We start from the raw sequence: 16,063 nt of genomic DNA, 5'->3' as shown, positions 1-16,063 counted from the left end.
GCCGACGGCTCGGACCGGGCCCGGATGCCGGTGACCGCCAAGCTGCTGCTGGAGCACCTAGGCGGCGCGGCCCCCGCGGGGCTGCGCCAGCTGGCCAGCTCCCCGGCCTACGGCGGCGGAGAAGTGGTCGGCGAGCTGGCCGCACTGTAGCCGGCCGGGCTTTACCGCACCGGCGGCCTGCGGGCTTGTCCCGCCCCACAGTTTTGGCAGCGCGCCCGTGCTGCCCCATGAAGTTTCACGCAACAGATTTCACAAAGGAGTACATCTGCCATGTCCACCACCCTGCTGTCGGGACAGACTCGCACCGAGCATGACCTGATCGGTGACCTGGAAATTCCGGTGGAAGCCTACTGGGGCGTGCACACGCTGCGCGCCAAGGAGAACTTCCACATCACCGGCACCACCCTTGAGGGCAACCCGCACCTGATCAACGCGCTGGCCCGCGTGAAGCAGGCCGCCGCCCGGGCGAACCACGAGCTGGGGCTGCTGGACGCCGAACGCGCCCAGGCCATTGACCGGGCCTGCGAGGCGGTGGCCGGCGGGGCGCTGCACGACCAGTTCATCATTGACCCGATCCAGGGCGGGGCCGGGACCAGCACCAACATGAACGCCAATGAGGTCATCGCGAACCTGGCCCTGGAGATCATGGGCCATGCCAAGGGCGAGTACCAGTACCTGCACCCGAACGACCATGTGAACCTGTCCCAGTCCACCAATGACGCCTACCCGACCGCGGTGAACATCGCCACCTACTTCGCCACCCAGCCGCTGCTGGCCGCGATGCAGCAGCTGGAGGATTCCTGCCTGGCCAAGGCCACCGAGTTCCGCACCGTGGTGAAGATGGGCCGCACCCAGCTGCAGGACGCGGTGCCGATGACCGTGGGCCAGGAGTTCGGCGGCTGGGCGGTGACCCTGCGTGAGGACCGGGACCGGCTGGCCGAGTCGCTGAGCCTGGTCACCGAGATCAACCTGGGCGCCACCGCGATCGGCACCGGGCTGAACGCCCCGGCCGGCTACGCCGAGGCCGCCTGCCGCCACCTGCGCGAGCTGACCGGCCTGCCGCTGACCACCAGCCCGGATTTGATCGAGGCGACCAGCGACGTGGGCGCGTTCGTGCACCTGTCCGGCGTGCTCAAGCGCGTGGCGCTGAAGATCTCCAAGATCTGCAACGACCTGCGCCTGCTCTCCTCCGGCCCGCGCGCCGGGCTCTACGACCTGCAGCTGCCGGCCGTGCAGTCCGGGTCCTCGATCATGCCCGGCAAGGTCAACCCGGTGATCCCCGAGGTCGTGAACCAGATCGCCTACCAGGTGGTGGGCCACGATCTGACCGTGACCATGGCCGCGGAGGGCGGGCAGCTGCAGCTGAACGCGTTCGAACCGGTGATCGTGCACTCGATCGGGCTCTCGCTCAAGCACCTGACCAACGGCTGCCTCACCCTGGCCGAACGCTGCATCGACGGGATCACCGCGGATGAGGCGGCGCTGCGCCGCGAGGTGGAGAACTCCATCGGCCTGGTCACCGCGCTGAACCCGCGCCTGGGCTACGCGGCGTCGACCTCGATCGCGATGGAGGCGCTGCACACCGGACGCGGTGTGGCCGAGCTGGTCCTGGAACGCGGCCTGCTCTCCGCCGAGGACCTCAATGAGCTGCTCTCCCCCGAGCGCCTTGCCAATCTTTCCGACTAATCCCCCCACCCAAGGATACTGATGGAGCATTCCACCACTGGGAACACCCCCGTTCCCGACGCCTCGCTGACCGCCGGCGACGCGGACTACCACAAGGGCCTTTCGGGCCGGCAGATGCAGATGATCGCGATCGGCGGGGCGATCGGCACCGGACTGTTCATGGGGGCCGGCGGACGGCTGGCGCAGGCCGGGCCGGGCATCGTGATCAGCTATGCGGTCTGCGGCTTCTTCGCCTTCCTGATCCTGCGCGCGCTGGGCGAACTGGTGATGCACCGGCCCTCCTCGGGCTCGTTCGTCTCCTACGCCCGTGAGTTCTACGGGGAGAAGGCGGCGTTCGCCACCGGCTGGCTGTACTGGCTGAACTGGTGCATGACCTCGATCGTGGACATCACCGCCGCGGCGCTGTACATGAACTTCTTTGGCAAATACGTGCCCTGGATCGGCGCGGTGCCGCAGTGGCTGTGGGCGCTGGCCGCCCTGCTGCTGGTGCTGTCGATGAACCTGATCTCGGTGAAGGTCTTTGGTGAGCTGGAGTTCTGGTTTGCGCTGATCAAGGTGGTGGCGCTGGTCGCCTTCCTGCTGGTGGGCTGCTACTTCGTGATCTTCGGGACCCCGATCGAGGGCCATCAGGTCGGCTTCTCGTTGATCAGCGACAACGGCGGGCTGCTGCCCAGCGGCCTGATGCCGGTGCTGGTGCTGATGCAGGGCGTGGTGTTCGCCTACGCCTCGATCGAGCTGATCGGCACCGCGGCCGGGGAGGCGAAGAACCCGGAAAAGGTGATGCCCAAGGCGGTGAACACGGTCATCGTGCGCATCGCGGTGTTCTACGTCGGTTCGCTGGTGCTGCTCTCCCTGCTGCTGCCCTACACCGCCTACAAGGACGGCGAGTCCCCGTTCGTGACGTTCTTCGGCGCGATCGGCGTGCAGGGCATGGATGTGGTGATGAACCTGGTGGTGCTCACCGCGGCGCTGTCCTCGTTGAATGCCGGGTTGTACTCCACCGGTCGGATCCTGCGCTCGATGTCGCTGAACGGCTCGGCCCCGCGCTTTGCGGGGCGGATGAACAAGGCCGGGGTGCCCTACGGCGGCATTGTGATCACCGCGGTGATCGCCGTGTTCGGTGTGCTGCTGAACGCGATCGTGCCGGCCAAGGCGTTTGAGATCGTACTGAACTTCGCCGCGATCGGCATCATCTCCGCGTGGGCGATGATCGTGCTGTGCCAGATGGCGCTGGTGAAGAAGGCCCGCGCCGGCCAACTGCAGCGCCCGTCCTTCCGGATGCCGCTGGCCCCGGTCTCCGGGTGGGTGACGCTGGTCTTCCTGGCCCTGGTGCTGGTGATGATGGCGTTCGACAACCCGGTGGGCACCTGGACGATCGCCTCGCTGGCGATCATCATCCCGCTGCTGGTGATCGGCTGGTTCCTGTGCCGTGACCGGAGCAACGAGATCGCCGCCGCCCGCCTGGCGGCCGAACGCCGGGTGCAGGAAGACGAGGCCGAACACAGCCGCCTCTAGGCTGGAGCGGCCCTTGACCCACCCAAGGGGCCCGAATCCGCAGTGCGCTGCGGGTCCGGGCCCCTTCGGCGTTGCTGCGGCACCACGGATGAGCCGGTGATTCTGGGAGAGTGGGCCAAGCCCTTCACTTTCACCGGCCCGCTTGGGATGCTGGGGCCATGACGCTCTTTAATCCCATTATCCGTCCAGGCCAGGCCCAGGCTGCCCGGGTCCTGGTGCAGGTAACCCCGGACTATCTGAGCCAAAAGTCCGGGTTCGATCTGGCCCTGTTGCGTGACTTCGAGGCCGGGCGCGTGGAGCTGGACGCCGACCAGCAGGAGAAGCTGCGCGCCGCGCTGGAGGGCCTGGGCGCCGTCTTCCTGCCCGAGGACGAGGAGTTCGGCCATGGTGTGCGCCTGAAGTTCAACTCCCGCAAGGCCCATTCGATTCGCACCTGGGAAGGTGAGGGCGGCGCGGCCCAGCCCGACGTCGTCTAGGTGCTGCGGGCCGTGACCCGGCACGGTGCACCGGTCCCGCGGCCAGTCGGCGCCCGAAGGGATCCTGCCTTCGGGCGCCGGCTGCAGGCGTGCACGGCCTAGGCCGGACGCAGGCTGAGCATGATCTGCCGCACCGTCTGGTATTCGGGGCTCTGCACGATCTGGCGGGCCTGGTCCACGGTGACGTGGTCCTCGTCAAAGCCCAGCAGTTCGGGCAGGTCCCCGGTGGATTCCATGACCGAATACAGGTCCTTCTTGGGACTGAAGTAGGACAGTGCCGGCTGCTGCCCGCGTTCGGCGATCATCTCGTCGTTGATGAGCATGACCAGGAATTTCTCCTCGGTATCCCCGTCGGATTCGGTGCTCACGTAGTGCTCGGCATAGAGGCTGGCCGGTTTGCTGAGCTTGGCCGGCAACGCCTCCTGTTCAATCTTGGTGCGCTGGTACGTGTCCATGTCTCCGTCGGTGTCCTCCGCGGAGTTGGCCTTGAACTCGATCAGGGTTCGGCCCTTCTCGTTCTTGACCTTCCACTCGGTGAACGGGTTGTCCATCGGATCCTCGTCCGGATCGCAGTGCTCGCAGTCATCGGGAACGACGGTCCAGTCCTTCGGATGCTTGAAGCTCAGGCCCTGGGTGGAAAACTCCTGCCACTGCGACGTCTGGGTTTCGCTGGGCTGCGGGGTCGGGCTGGTCTGGGTCTGGGTCTGGGTCGGTTCACTGGACGGGGATGCGCTGCTCGGCGGTGCCGAGGTGGTGGGGGATGCGGTGGCCGGGGCCGAAGTGGGCGAGGGGCCCGGGTCGGCCGGGGTGGTGTTGCAGGCGGCCAGCAGGAACATGGCGGCCGCGGCGCCACCAAGGTATAGGGCGGGGGTCTTTCTCGGATTCATGAAAATCGCCTCCTGGATCCACCTTGCCCGAGCCCCGGCGCAGTTCCAAGACCCCGGGACCGGATTCCGCGCGAACTCCATGAATCGGTGCGGAATCGTTATGAGTCAAGCCAGGGGCAACGAAGCCGGAAAGCTGGTCTCTTTGCCGCGTGGACTAGTGCCTAGGCGTATTCGGTGGAATGATGTGTGAGGTGGAACACTCTAAGCATTCATTTCATAATCTGGATTCGTATATCGCACTGCAGCGCCTGAACGGGCTGCGCCTCTCCCCCGACGGCAGCCGGCTGATCACCACGGTGGCCGCACTGAACGAGGAAGGCACCAAGTACCTGAACTCGTTGTGGGAGCTGGACCCGGCCGGCCGGCGGCCGGCGCGCCGTCTCACCCACGGGGAGCAGGGCGAATCCCAGCCCCGCTTCAACGCCGAGGGCGACCTTTTGTTCGTGGCCAAGCGTTCGGAGAAGGAGGACGCGACCGCCGGGGTGTGGCTGCTGCCCCGCAACGGCGGAGAAGCCCAGCTACTGGCCGAGCACCCGGCCGGGATCGACACGTTCACCACGCTGCCCCACGCCCCGGCCGGACGCCGCGAGAACCTGGTGATCACCGCGCACTCGTTGCCCGGGGCCCGGGACATCGAGGAGGAAAAGGCGCTGCGCGAAATGCGCAAGGACAAGAAGGTTGATGCGATCCTGCACACCGGCTACCCGGTGCGCTACTGGGACACCGATTTGGGTCCCCAGCGGCCCAACTACTACACCGCGTCGGTCAGCCAGGACCCCGCCACACCGGCCGAACTGCACAACATCACCCCCGGGGCCGGCGGGCACCTGCTGGAGGCCGGGATGGACGTGGCCCCCAACGGCCAGTTCCTGCTCACCGACTGGAGCCTGCCCGAAGGCCGGGGAAGCATCCACACCGGCATCATGCGCATCGACCTGGAGACCGGGCAGCGGGAGCTGCTGCTGAGCCCGGATGAACGCTACGAATACGAGATGGGCAGGATCAGCCCGGACTCCTCCCAGCTGATCTACACCCGCGCCGAACGCTCCACCCCGCAGCGTCCGGTGCACCCCACACTGTGGCTGATGAACCTGGACAGCGGGGAATCCCATCAGGTCGCCATCGGCTGGGACCGCTGGGCCAGCTCCATCACCTGGCTGCCCAACGGCACCGGGGTGCTGCTCACCGCCGATGACACCGGCCGGGCCCCGGTGTTCCATCTGGCCCTGGAATCGGACAAGGTCACCCGGCTGACCACCGAGGGCGCCTACAGCGACGTGGCGATCTCCCCGGATTCACGTTCCGCCTACGCGCTGCGCGCCAGCTACGAGTACCCGGCCGAACCGGTGAAGCTGGACCTGGCGCACATCTCGGCGCTGGAGGAGGGCGAGCAGGTGCAGCTGCAGGAGCTGGATTCCCCGGTGCAGCGTCCACAGCTGCCCGGCACCCTGCAGGAGGTGGACACCACCGCCGCGGACGGAACCAGCATTCGCGCCTGGCTTGCGGTGCCGCATGAGGCCGGAGCGCAAAATCCGGCGCCGCTGCTGTTGTGGGTGCACGGCGGGCCGCTATCCTCCTGGAACAGCTGGAGCTGGCGCTGGAACCCGTGGCTGCTGGTGGCGCAGGGCTATGCGGTGCTGTTGCCGGATCCGGGGCTGTCCACCGGGTACGGGCAGGAGTTCATTGCCCGCGGCTGGGGCATGTGGGGCGAGCATCCCTACACGGATCTGATGGCAATCACCGACGCCGCGGAACAGCGCCCGGAGATCGACGCCAGCCGCACCGCGGCGATGGGCGGCAGCTTCGGCGGCTACATGGCCAACTGGATCGCCGGGCAGACCCGGCGTTTCAAGGCCATCGTCACCCATGCGAGCCTGTGGGACTTGGACGGGTTCGGCCCGACCACCGATGCGGCGTTCTACTGGGCCCGGGAAATGCAGCCGGAAGTGGTCACCAAGTACTCGCCCAGCCGGTACGTGAAGCAGATCCGCACCCCGATGCTGGTGATCCATGGGGACAAGGACTACCGTGTGCCCATCGGCGAGGGCCTGCGGCTGTGGTACGAGCTGCTCTCCCTATCCGGGCTGCCGCAGCAGGCCGACGGTTCGACCGCCCACCGCTTCCTGTACTTCCCGCAGGAGAACCACTGGATCCTCTCCCCGCAGCACGCCAAGCTCTGGTACCAGGTGGTGATCGGCTACCTGGCCGAACATGTGCTGGAGCACGAGCCCCAGCCGCTGCCCGAGGTGCTGGGGCTGCGGCCCCCGCAGAACCCGGAGCCCCAGCGAGACTAGGCCGGCTCCCTCCCGGCCCCGGCGGCATGGCCAGGGGCCAGGGCCGGGGCCGGCTACTGCCGCACGGCGCGGCGCACCAGCTGGGCGTACACCTCGGGGTCGTCCTCATCGACCACAAGGAACCCGGCACCGGGCTGGCCAACCTGGCGCATCGTGATGCCGGGGTTGTGGCTGCTGCTGCCATCGGGCAGGAAAAAGTGCGGGCTTCCCTGTACCTCTTCGCGGCAGTCCAGGTAGGTGCGCATCATCGCTGCCCGGGCCCGGCCGGTATCCAGTGCCTCGCGCAGCCGGTTCACATCGACCCGGTCGCAGTCTGTGGCAATGTCCAGGATTTCGTGGCGCATGCTGATGCACCGGCTGTCCCGCCAGAACCCCAGGCGCAGCGCCATGTCCAGCTGTTCGGCGGCACGGGCGGACTGTTCCTTTGCCGCGTGCACCGCCTCATTGGCCGGCAGGCTGGTGACCGGGTATTCGGAGGGGTCCCGCTGCCAGGGCTTGAACCCGAGTTCCTCGGCCAGCGCGCCGACAACCGGCTTTTCCCCTTCAATGATCTTGGTGTTCAGGGCCATCCGGTTTACGTCCTCCAGCAGGAACAGCTGGGGGTCCAGCGTCAGCTGGTCTTCCAGGCCCGCCGCTTCACGGGCCTGGTAGAAACGGTGGAAGGCAAGGGTGGACCAGCCGCACATCACATCGGTGAAGGCGACGACGGTGCCCGGTGATACTTGTGGTGGTGTCATCTGCCCAGCGTGACAGGGTCCCGCCGGCAGGTCACCGGTGTTGCGGCAATTGGCAGGTTCGCCCGGCACCCGTCCCCCGGCAGCGGTGGACGGGTGCCGGCCTGGCCTCCAGAGAGCGCCGGATCAGTCCAGCAGCAGCGCCGGTTCCTCCATGATGGCCGCGACGTCGGCCATGAACCGGGCCGAGAGGTCCCCGTCCACCACGCGGTGGTCGAAGGAGCCGCCCAGGGTGGTGATCCAGCGCGGCACCACTTCCCCGTCCACGACCCACGGCTTCTGGCGGATCGTGCCGAAGGCAACGATCGCCACCTCACCGGGGTTGATGATCGGGGTGCCGGTATCGATGCCCAGCACGCCAATGTTCGTGATGCTCAAGGTGCCGTTGCGCATGTCCTCCGGGGCGGTCTTCCCGGCCCGGGCGGTGGTGGCCAGCTCGTTCAGCGCGATCGCCAGCTCCCGCATGGACAGGTTCTGCGCGTCCTTGATGTTCGGCACCAACAGCCCGCGCGGGGTGGCGGCGGCGATGCCCAGGTTCAGGAAGTGCTTCTGGTGGATCTCCGCGCCGTTCTCGGTCTCCACCCAGCTGGCGTTGACCGAGGGGTTTCGGGCCGCCGCCCAGATCACCGCGCGGGCCAGCACCAGCAGCGGGGAGACCTTGATGCCCTCGAAGTCGCGGGACTTCTTCAGCCGGGCAATGTATTCCATGGTCCGGCTGGCGTCCACGTCCACGAAGATGGACACGTGCGGGGCGGTGAACGCCGAGTCGACCATGGCCTTGGCCGTGGCCTTGCGCACCCCGCGCACGGTGATGCGCTCGATGCGGGTTTCCTGGCTGGCGCCCTTCTGCCAGTACAGCGGTGCCGCGTCGCGTTCGGCCGCGCGCTGGGCGTTGTAGCTGTTGACGTCTTCCCGGGTGATTTCCCCCTGGGTTCCGGTACCGACCACGTCCTGCAGGTCAATGTTCAGTTCCTTGGCCAGGCGCCGCACCGGCGGCTTGGCCAGCACCCGGTCCATGAAGTTGGCGACCGCGGGCTTGCGCTTGTCCACTTCCCGGGCGACTGCCGCCCCCAGGCCCTGGGCGCGGCGCGAAATCTGGTCGGCCAGGGCGGCCGGGGCGCTTTCGGCGCGCACCGCGGCGGTGCGCTTGCCCGACTCGCTGGGCATCGGGCGGTTCACCCGCTGGCGGCGGTGCGAGGCGTCCGCGGTGGGGCCGGAGCCGACCAGCGGGCCGGGTTCCTCGCTGGCCACCGGGGCGGCGGTGGCCAGGGCCTCGGCCGGTTCCGGAGTTCCGGTGGGGGCCGGTTTGTTCCCCTCCTCGTCGATGGTGATCAGCGGGGAGTCCACGGCCAGGGTTTCCCCCTCGGCCGCGTGCAGCTCGGTCACCACCCCGGCATAGGGGCTGGGCAGCTCCACCAGCGACTTGGCGGTTTCGATCTCAACGAAGACCTGGTTGACCTCCACGGTGTCCCCCACCGCGACCTTCCAGGCGGCAATGTCGGCTTCGGTCAGTCCCTCGCCCACATCGGGCAGGTTGAAGGTAGTCATGATTCTCTCCTTGGACCGTTTCTAGTATGCGAAGGAGCGGTCGAGCGCTTCGAGCAGCTTGTCGATGTCGGGTAGGTACTGGGATTCCACCTTTGAGATCGGGTAGGGCATGTGGAACCCGCCCACCCGCAGCACCGGGGCCTCCAGGTACAAGAACGCCCGTTCGGTGATGCGCGCGGCGATTTCCCCGCCCAGCCCGCCGAAGGTCGGCGCCTCATGGGTGACGATCAGCCGTCCGGTCTTCTGCACCGATTCGGTGATGGTGTCAAAGTCAATGGGTGAGAGTGAACGCAGATCGATGACCTCGACCGAACGCCCGTCCTCCCGGGCCGCCTCGGCGGCGGCCAGCGCGACCGGCACCAGCGGACCGTAGGCGACGATGGTGGCGTCCTCGCCGGGGCGCACCACCTGGGCCTTGAAGGCGTCCAGGGTCGGGGTTTCGGTGTCCACCTCGCCCTTGAGCCAGTAGCGGCGCTTGGGTTCCAGGTAGATCACCGGGTCCTGGCAGGCGGCGGCCTGCTGGATCATCCAGTAGGCGTCGTGCGCGTTGGAGGGGGTGATGACCCGCAGCCCGGCGGTGTGCACGAACAGGGCCTCCGGGGATTCGGAGTGGTGTTCAATGGAGCCGATGCCGCCGCCGTAGGGGATGCGGATGACCACCGGCATGTTGATCCGCCCCTCGGAGCGGGTGCGCATCTTGGCCAGCTGGGTGGTGATCTGGCTGAAGGCCGGGAATACGAAGCCGTCGAACTGGATTTCGGCCAGCGGGGTGTGCCCGCGCAGGGCCATGCCCACGCTGGCGCCCACGATGCCCGCCTCGCCCAGCGGCGAGTCGATCACCCGGTGGGCCCCGTACTTGCCCTGCAGTCCCTCGGTGATGCGGTAGACGCCGCCGAGTTTGCCGATGTCCTCACCGATCAACACGGCGTGGTCATCGTTTTCAAGGATCTTGTCCAGCCCGGCGGTGATCGCCTTGGCCAGGGTCATGGTGGTGCTCACGGTTACTTGCCCTCGTTTCCGGCCTGGTCGGCGAATCCTGCTTCATACTCCAGGTGCCATTGCAGTTCTTCCTTCACCAGCGGGTGCGCCTCGGCGTAGACGTGCTCGAAGACCTCGGCCAGGGACGGGACCGGGAAGGCCATGGCGTCCTTGCGCACCCGGGCGGCCATCTCATCGCCGTCGCGGGCCAGCTGCTCGAAGAACTCGTCATCCACCAGCCCCTGCTCGCGCAGGTAGGTTTCCAGGCGGACCAGCGGGTCCTTGGGGTCCCAGGACTGCTCCTCCGCGCTCTGGCGGTACTTGGTCGGATCATCGGCGGTGGTGTGCGCGCCCAGGCGGTAGGTGATCGCCTCGATGAGCACCGGGCCCTTGCCGCTGCGCGCGTGCTCCATCGCCCAGCGGGTGGCGGCCAGCACTGCCAGCACGTCGTTGCCGTCCACCTGCAGGCCCGGCATCCCATAGCCGGCGGCGCGCTGCACCAGCGGCACCTTGGACTGGACCTCGAACGGCACGGAAATGGCCCACTGGTTGTTCTGGCAGAAGAAGACCACTGGGGCGTTGAAGCTGGCGGCGAAGACCATGGATTCGTGGGTCTCACCCTCCGTGGAGGACCCGTCACCGAAGTAGGCCACCACGGCCTCGCCCTCGGTGGCGCGGCGCTGCTCATCCCAGTCGTGCTGTTCCAGATTCACCGCCATGCCGTATCCGGTGGCGTGCGGCAGCTGGGCGGCGAGCACCATGGTGTACATGTGGAAGTTGTTCTCCCGCGGATCCCAGCCCCCTCCGGAGATGCCGCGGAAGAGGCGCAGCATTTCGGAGAAGTCGACGTTGCGGGTCAGCGCCACCCCGTGTTCGCGGTAGGTGGGGAAGATGTAGTCCCCCGGGCGGGTGGCCCGGCCCGAGGCGATCTGCGCCGCCTCCTGCCCGCGCAACGGAACCCAGAGGCACAGCTGCCCCTGGCGCTGCAGGGCGGTGGCCTCCGCATCGAAGCGGCGGGTGAGGGCCATGTCGCGGTAGAAGTCCCGCAGCATTTGCTCGTCCACATCCTGCAGGTAGGCATCGTAGAACTCATGGGAGTGCCGTTTGCCGTCCGGAGTCAGTAACTGGATGAACTCCTGATCCGATGCCTCGGCTGCACTAGAGGGCATGCGTTTCCCTTCAATCAAATATGCCTCATGCGGAATACATTCCGCATGAGACATATACGGCTTGTCCTGGGATCAAGCCTAGCGGCACCGCCGTGCCAATTGCGAGATTTGGCGCGGTTCTACGGGGTTAGCAATCCCGCATTCTCCCGGCATAGTTCCAGGAAGCGGTCGTTGGCCTCGACCTCGCCAATCGAAACCCGCACCCCTTCACCGGCGAAGCCGCGCACCGAGAGCGCGCGTTCCTCGGCCAGCGCCACGAACTGCATCGTCTGCTCCCCCAGCGGCAGCCAGACGAAGTTCGCCTCGGTCGCCGGGATCTTCCAGCCCAGCTCCTTGAGCCCGGCCACAACCCGTTCGCGTTCCTCCACCAGCGAGTCCACCCGGGCCATCACCTGGTCCAGGTGCTTCAGCGAGGCGATCGCCGCCTGCTGGGCCACGCTGGAAACCGCAAACGGGGTGGCGACCAGGCGGATGTAGTTGGTGATTTCGGGTTGCGAGATCGAGTAGCCGACGCGCAGGTTCGCCAGGCCATGGGCCTTGGAGAAGGTGCGCAGCACCACTACGTTGCGGTGCTGCTGGTAGGTCTTCACCCCGTCCACCGCCTGCGAGTCGCGCACGAACTCGGTGTAGGCCTCGTCCAGGACAATCAGCACATTCTTCGGAACCCGGGCAATGAAGTCATCGACTTCCCGCTGGGTCAGGACCGGACCAGTCGGGTTGTTCGGGGTGCACAGCAGGATCACCGAGGTGTTCTCGTTGATGGCCTCGGCCATGGCCTGCAGATCGTGGCGGCCGTCCTCCAGCAGCGGCACCGGGACCGGAAGTGCTCCAGCGGTCTGCACCACGATGGGGTAGGCCTCAAAGGAACGCCAGGCGAAGATCACCTCATCTTGGATTCCGTCCTCGTTGGCGCCGGCGAAGGTGGCCAGGATCTGGGTCAGGGCACCGAGTGACCCGGCGCCGGTGACGATGTCCTCGGCCGGCACGCCCAGCATCGGGGCCAGCTGGGAGCACAGCTCGGTGGAGGCGGTGTCCGGGTAGCGGTTGATGTAGGCCTCGGCGGCAATGGCTTGGCGAACCTCCTCCAAGGGCCCGAAGGGGTTCTCGTTTGAGGCCAACTTGTAGGGGGTCAGCCCCGGCACCTGCACCGGCGGCTTCCCTGCGGCATATTTCGGCAACCGGGCAACCACGGGACGGGGCTGCACCGGATCATGGGTTACGGGGTTCTCACTCATGAAGCCAGCTTATCGGTGCGCAGCCCCGGCGGGCATGGTGTTTTTCCAGCTCATACCCCGGTGAATGTGAAAAGCTAGTGCCATGAGCTTCCTGCTACGAGTCATCGTCAACGCCTTGGCCTTGGCCGCCGCCGTCTGGGTGGTTCCGGGCATCAACGTCATTCCCGCCGAGGACACCACGTTCTCGCGGGTCATCGCCTACCTGGTTGTCGCGCTGGTCTTCGGGCTGGTTAATGCGCTGATCCGCCCGGTGATCGCCTTCCTGTCGCTGCCGCTGACCTGCTTGACGCTGGGGATCTTCACGATCATCATCAACGCCGGCATGTTAATGCTCACTGCCTGGCTGACCCAGTTCCTACCGGTGGGGCTCAGCGTCAACGCCTTCTGGTGGGACGCGATTTGGGGCACGATCATCGTCTCCATCGTCTCGGCGATCCTGGGGCGTTTCGCCCTGATTGAACGGTAGCCAGCGGCCCTAACGTGGTGGGGCGATCTGCCCGAGTTTGCGGTAATTCTCGTCCCTACGAGTGGGCGTCTTGGGACGTTCCGGTGGGATGCGTCGCAAGGTGAACCCGCGCAGCTGCATCGGGCCCGGTTCAAAGCGCAATCCGCGCAGCACCGGGGATAGATCCCGGGCCGGTTGCCGCTGTAGCTGCCGCAAATGGTTCCCGTAATTTTGCAGTGTATGCCCGGGCCCGAAGGTGCCCTTGGGCAACACCCCGGGGTTCTCCGGCCCACGAAAGGTCACCGTCAGCTGCCGGGGCCGGCGCCGGTTGGCGCGCCCGTCCAGCCCGGGGACCGGGTCGGAGGCGTCCTCCACGTGCAGCGCCATAATCTGCTGCGGCAACTGCACGTTGCCGATCGGCGCTCCGAGGGTGAGCACCGCTTGGACTTTGAACTTCTGACCAATCAGCGGGTTCTTGGCAAGGTTCACCGCGTGCACCCCGCCCTGGGAGTGGCCGCTGAAGATGATCCGGCTGCCCTCCCGTGCACCGCTTTGCCGCAGCGCCTGCAGGACCGGAGGAATATAGTTCCCGGAATCCTGGCCCAACGAATCCAGGATTCCCCGGGCGTCAAAAGGGTTCTGCTCCCCAAGCTCGCCGTGGGTGCCCGGAAGGATCACCACGAAGGTTTCCTCACCATCCTGCAATGTCTTGCCGACGAGGATCCGTGACTCCTGGCGCAGCACCTCGGCCTGCAGCCGGTAGTAGCCCTCCAGGCCTCCGTCCAATTCCAGGGGAGGCAATGCTTCGCTGTGCCGGATCCGGATGGGCTGCACTGGCAGCTGCTGATTCCCATCCAAGACGCGGGTGAGGTCTTCCAGGAATTCATCCACTTGGCGCTGGTGCGGGTCGGGTTGATTGAACGGGTCAAGCGGGGCCCGCAGCAGCGCTCCGAGCAGTTCCAGCATCCGCTCGGTGCTGTCCCGCGGCGGGCTGCCCCGGGTGCTCCACCACTCGCCGACGAATTCGGTGATGGTGCGCGGTGAACTCAGCAGCGCCAGCAGGGTGACAACCCGGTGCTCCGCGGCCCGAGCGTTGTCCATCGCCTGCCCCACCCTTGTCCCCAATTCCCCGGCATTGCCCTGGGCGTCGTTGGCGGCAGCCGTGCCCTGCTGCACCAGCTCGGCCAGCTGGGTCAGATGCACCAGCGGTGGGGCCAGTCCGGCCTGAGCCGCAGTGAGCCTGGCCTCGGCTGCGCTGAGCAGGATCCTGCCCTGGGTGGAGGCCAGCAGCTGCTGCACCCGGTGCAGCGCCTCGGCGGCGCGGGCACAGCCGTGTGCGGCGGCCGCGTAATCCTTTTCGCTGTAATTGATCTCATAGCCCATGGCTACGCCGCCAGCTGCAGCCGCAGGATCCGGGTCTCCAGTTCATCAAGTTCGCGGCGGGCCGCAAGGAGCTCGTCCTGGGTTTGGGTGATGTGTCCGCAAAGCCGGTTGATCTCCGCCGCAAGCTCGCCGCTGCGCCGGATGAAAGCCTGCCCGGTCTCGGTGTGCCATGTCAGGGCATGGATTGCCGTTAATTCCCGGATCGCCAAATCAGCGGCTTCCCGGGCTTCGGCCAGGGCGGCCCCCACCGAATCCAAGGTTGCGTTGAACATTGCCGTGCACCTCCAGTGTGAAAGTTCTGCGGGCTTCACCTCCCGTTCTGACCCAGCATGGGTGCTGCCCGCCGTTGCGGGCGGTCCCAGCCCGCGGGTTGTGGAGGGTGTGGGGCGGCGTAAAAGATGTGCTTGGCCACAAGTGATGAAAGAATATGGGCATGTCTGAGAATGCGCGCACTTCCCTTGCAAATGAACCGTTGGCACTTGGTGCTCTCGACGGCCGCTACCGTTCGGCGGTCGCCCCGCTGGTCGATTACCTCTCCGAAGCGGCCCTGAACCGCGACCGGGTCCATGTTGAGATTGAATGGCTGATCCACCTCACCGATCATTCGGTGTTGCCCGGGACCTCGCCGCTGAGCGATGAGCAGAAGACCGCGCTGCGCAAGATCGTCACCGACTTCAACGCCGACTCGGTCAAGGAACTGGCCGAGATCGAGGCCGTGACCGTGCATGACGTGAAGGCCGTGGAGTACTACATTGCCAACCGTCTGGAGGGCATCGGCATTGCTCAGCTCAAGCCCCTGGTGCACTTTGGCTGCACCAGTGAAGACATCAACAACCTCTCCTACGCGGTGGGCGTCAAGGGCGGGATCGAAAACGTCTGGCTGCCCGCGGCCCGCGACCTGGTCGCCCAGCTGACCAAGATGGCCGAGGAGTCCCGCGAGGTGCCGATGCTTTCGCGCACCCACGGCCAGCCGGCCACCCCGACCACCCTGGGCAAGGAACTGGCCGTGTTGGCCTGGCGCCTGACCCGTCAGCTTCAGCGCATCGCCAAGACCGAGTTCCTGGGCAAGATCAACGGCGCCACCGGCACCTACGCCGCCCACTACGCCTCGGTGCCCGGCGCCGACTGGCAGCAGGTGTCCAAGTCCTTCGTCGAACACCTGGGCCTGACCTGGAACCCGCTGACCACCCAGATCGAGTCGCACGACTGGCAGGCGGAACTGTACGCGGACATCGCCCGCTTCAACCGGATCCTGCACAACCTGTGCACCGACATCTGGAGCTACATCTCCATCGGCTACTTCGTGCAGATCCCGGTGGCCGGGGCCACCGGCTCCTCCACCATGCCGCACAAGGTCAACCCGATACGCTTCGAGAACGCCGAGGCGAACCTGGAGATCTCCAACGGGGTGCTCGACACCCTGGCGGCCACCCTGGTCACCAGCCGCTGGCAGCGCGACCTGACCGATTCCTCCTCGCAGCGCAACATCGGCACCGGAGTGGGACACTCGCTGCTGGCCATCTCCAATGTCGCCAAGGGCCTGGATCGCCTGGATGTTGCCGAGACCGTGCTGGCCGAGGACCTGGACCACAACTGGGAGGTGCTGGCCGAGGCCATCCAGATGGTGATGCGTGCCGAGGCCATCGCCGGGGTCCAGGGCATGGACAACCCGTACGAGCGGCTGAAGGACCTGACCCGCGGACACCGCGTGGA

14 protein-coding genes are annotated in these 16,063 nt (G+C 66.8%); 6 read left to right on the top strand and 8 right to left on the bottom strand.

What is annotated here, in order from left to right:
• Positions 1-270: 270 nt before the first annotated feature.
• The 3 genes from RCJ92_RS10840 (at position 271) to RCJ92_RS10830 (ending at position 3,677) form a co-directional block, all read left to right on the top strand.
• Entirely contained in the window at positions 271-1,686 is a 1,416-nt protein-coding gene (locus tag RCJ92_RS10840) for an aspartate ammonia-lyase (protein WP_446754559.1), read from the top strand.
• Positions 1,687-1,707: 21 nt separating this feature from the next.
• A complete protein-coding gene (locus RCJ92_RS10835) occupies positions 1,708-3,201 on the top strand; it encodes an amino acid permease (RefSeq protein WP_446754558.1) in 1,494 nt (497 codons plus the stop codon).
• A gap of 158 nt (positions 3,202-3,359) precedes the next feature.
• Positions 3,360-3,677, top strand: coding sequence for a hypothetical protein (locus tag RCJ92_RS10830; RefSeq protein WP_138175699.1), 318 nt, complete (start codon positions 3,360-3,362; stop codon positions 3,675-3,677).
• A 98-nt stretch (positions 3,678-3,775) separates the two neighbouring features.
• Here the strand turns inward: RCJ92_RS10830 and RCJ92_RS10825 are convergent, their stop codons facing one another.
• On the bottom strand, positions 3,776-4,564 hold the full coding sequence (locus tag RCJ92_RS10825) for a hypothetical protein (protein ID WP_446754557.1): 789 nt from the start codon (positions 4,562-4,564) through the stop codon (positions 3,776-3,778).
• Positions 4,565-4,746: 182 nt separating this feature from the next.
• Between RCJ92_RS10825 and RCJ92_RS10820 the strand changes: the two genes are divergently transcribed.
• Positions 4,747-6,858 carry a S9 family peptidase gene (locus RCJ92_RS10820; protein WP_446754560.1) on the top strand — a complete coding sequence of 704 codons (2,112 nt, stop codon included), beginning with the start codon at positions 4,747-4,749 and terminating at the stop codon, positions 6,856-6,858.
• Between the two features lie 53 nt (positions 6,859-6,911).
• On the opposite strand, the gene RCJ92_RS10815 is transcribed toward RCJ92_RS10820, so the two are convergent.
• From RCJ92_RS10815 to RCJ92_RS10795, 5 genes are all read right to left on the bottom strand, one after another.
• On the bottom strand, positions 6,912-7,595 hold the full coding sequence (locus RCJ92_RS10815) for a DsbA family oxidoreductase (protein ID WP_446754556.1): 684 nt from the start codon (positions 7,593-7,595) through the stop codon (positions 6,912-6,914).
• Positions 7,596-7,718: 123 nt separating this feature from the next.
• Complete coding sequence (locus tag RCJ92_RS10810) at positions 7,719-9,140, bottom strand: dihydrolipoamide acetyltransferase family protein (RefSeq protein ID WP_446754555.1); 1,422 nt, start codon at positions 9,138-9,140, stop codon at positions 7,719-7,721.
• A 21-nt stretch (positions 9,141-9,161) separates the two neighbouring features.
• Positions 9,162-10,127: an alpha-ketoacid dehydrogenase subunit beta gene (locus RCJ92_RS10805; RefSeq protein WP_138176137.1), complete on the bottom strand. Its 966-nt coding sequence runs from the start codon at positions 10,125-10,127 to the stop codon at positions 9,162-9,164.
• A gap of 14 nt (positions 10,128-10,141) precedes the next feature.
• Entirely contained in the window at positions 10,142-11,287 is a 1,146-nt protein-coding gene (gene pdhA / locus RCJ92_RS10800; RefSeq protein WP_446754554.1) for a pyruvate dehydrogenase (acetyl-transferring) E1 component subunit alpha, read from the bottom strand.
• 119 nt (positions 11,288-11,406) lie between these two features.
• Positions 11,407-12,522: a histidinol-phosphate transaminase gene (locus RCJ92_RS10795; protein WP_446754553.1), complete on the bottom strand. Its 1,116-nt coding sequence runs from the start codon at positions 12,520-12,522 to the stop codon at positions 11,407-11,409.
• A gap of 82 nt (positions 12,523-12,604) precedes the next feature.
• Between RCJ92_RS10795 and RCJ92_RS10790 the strand changes: the two genes are divergently transcribed.
• The gene (locus RCJ92_RS10790; protein WP_138175687.1) at positions 12,605-12,988 is read left to right on the top strand and encodes a phage holin family protein; all 384 of its coding nucleotides are present in this window, start codon (positions 12,605-12,607) and stop codon (positions 12,986-12,988) included.
• A gap of 9 nt (positions 12,989-12,997) precedes the next feature.
• Here the strand turns inward: RCJ92_RS10790 and RCJ92_RS10785 are convergent, their stop codons facing one another.
• Together RCJ92_RS10785 and RCJ92_RS10780 are read right to left on the bottom strand one after the other, a co-directional pair.
• Entirely contained in the window at positions 12,998-14,350 is a 1,353-nt protein-coding gene (locus RCJ92_RS10785) for a hypothetical protein (RefSeq protein ID WP_138926856.1), read from the bottom strand.
• A 2-nt stretch (positions 14,351-14,352) separates the two neighbouring features.
• Positions 14,353-14,622, bottom strand: a complete 270-nt coding sequence (locus RCJ92_RS10780) for a hypothetical protein (protein WP_054821497.1) — start codon at positions 14,620-14,622, stop codon at positions 14,353-14,355.
• 161 nt (positions 14,623-14,783) lie between these two features.
• Between RCJ92_RS10780 and purB the strand changes: the two genes are divergently transcribed.
• The coding region (gene purB, locus RCJ92_RS10775; protein ID WP_446754552.1) for an adenylosuccinate lyase at positions 14,784-16,063 on the top strand (1,280 nt) is incomplete at its 3' end.

It is taken from the genome of Glutamicibacter sp. BSL13 (genome assembly GCF_052928425.1).
The sequence above is the reverse complement of the archived record's forward strand: the minus strand, read 5'-3'. Positions and strand labels throughout refer to the sequence as shown.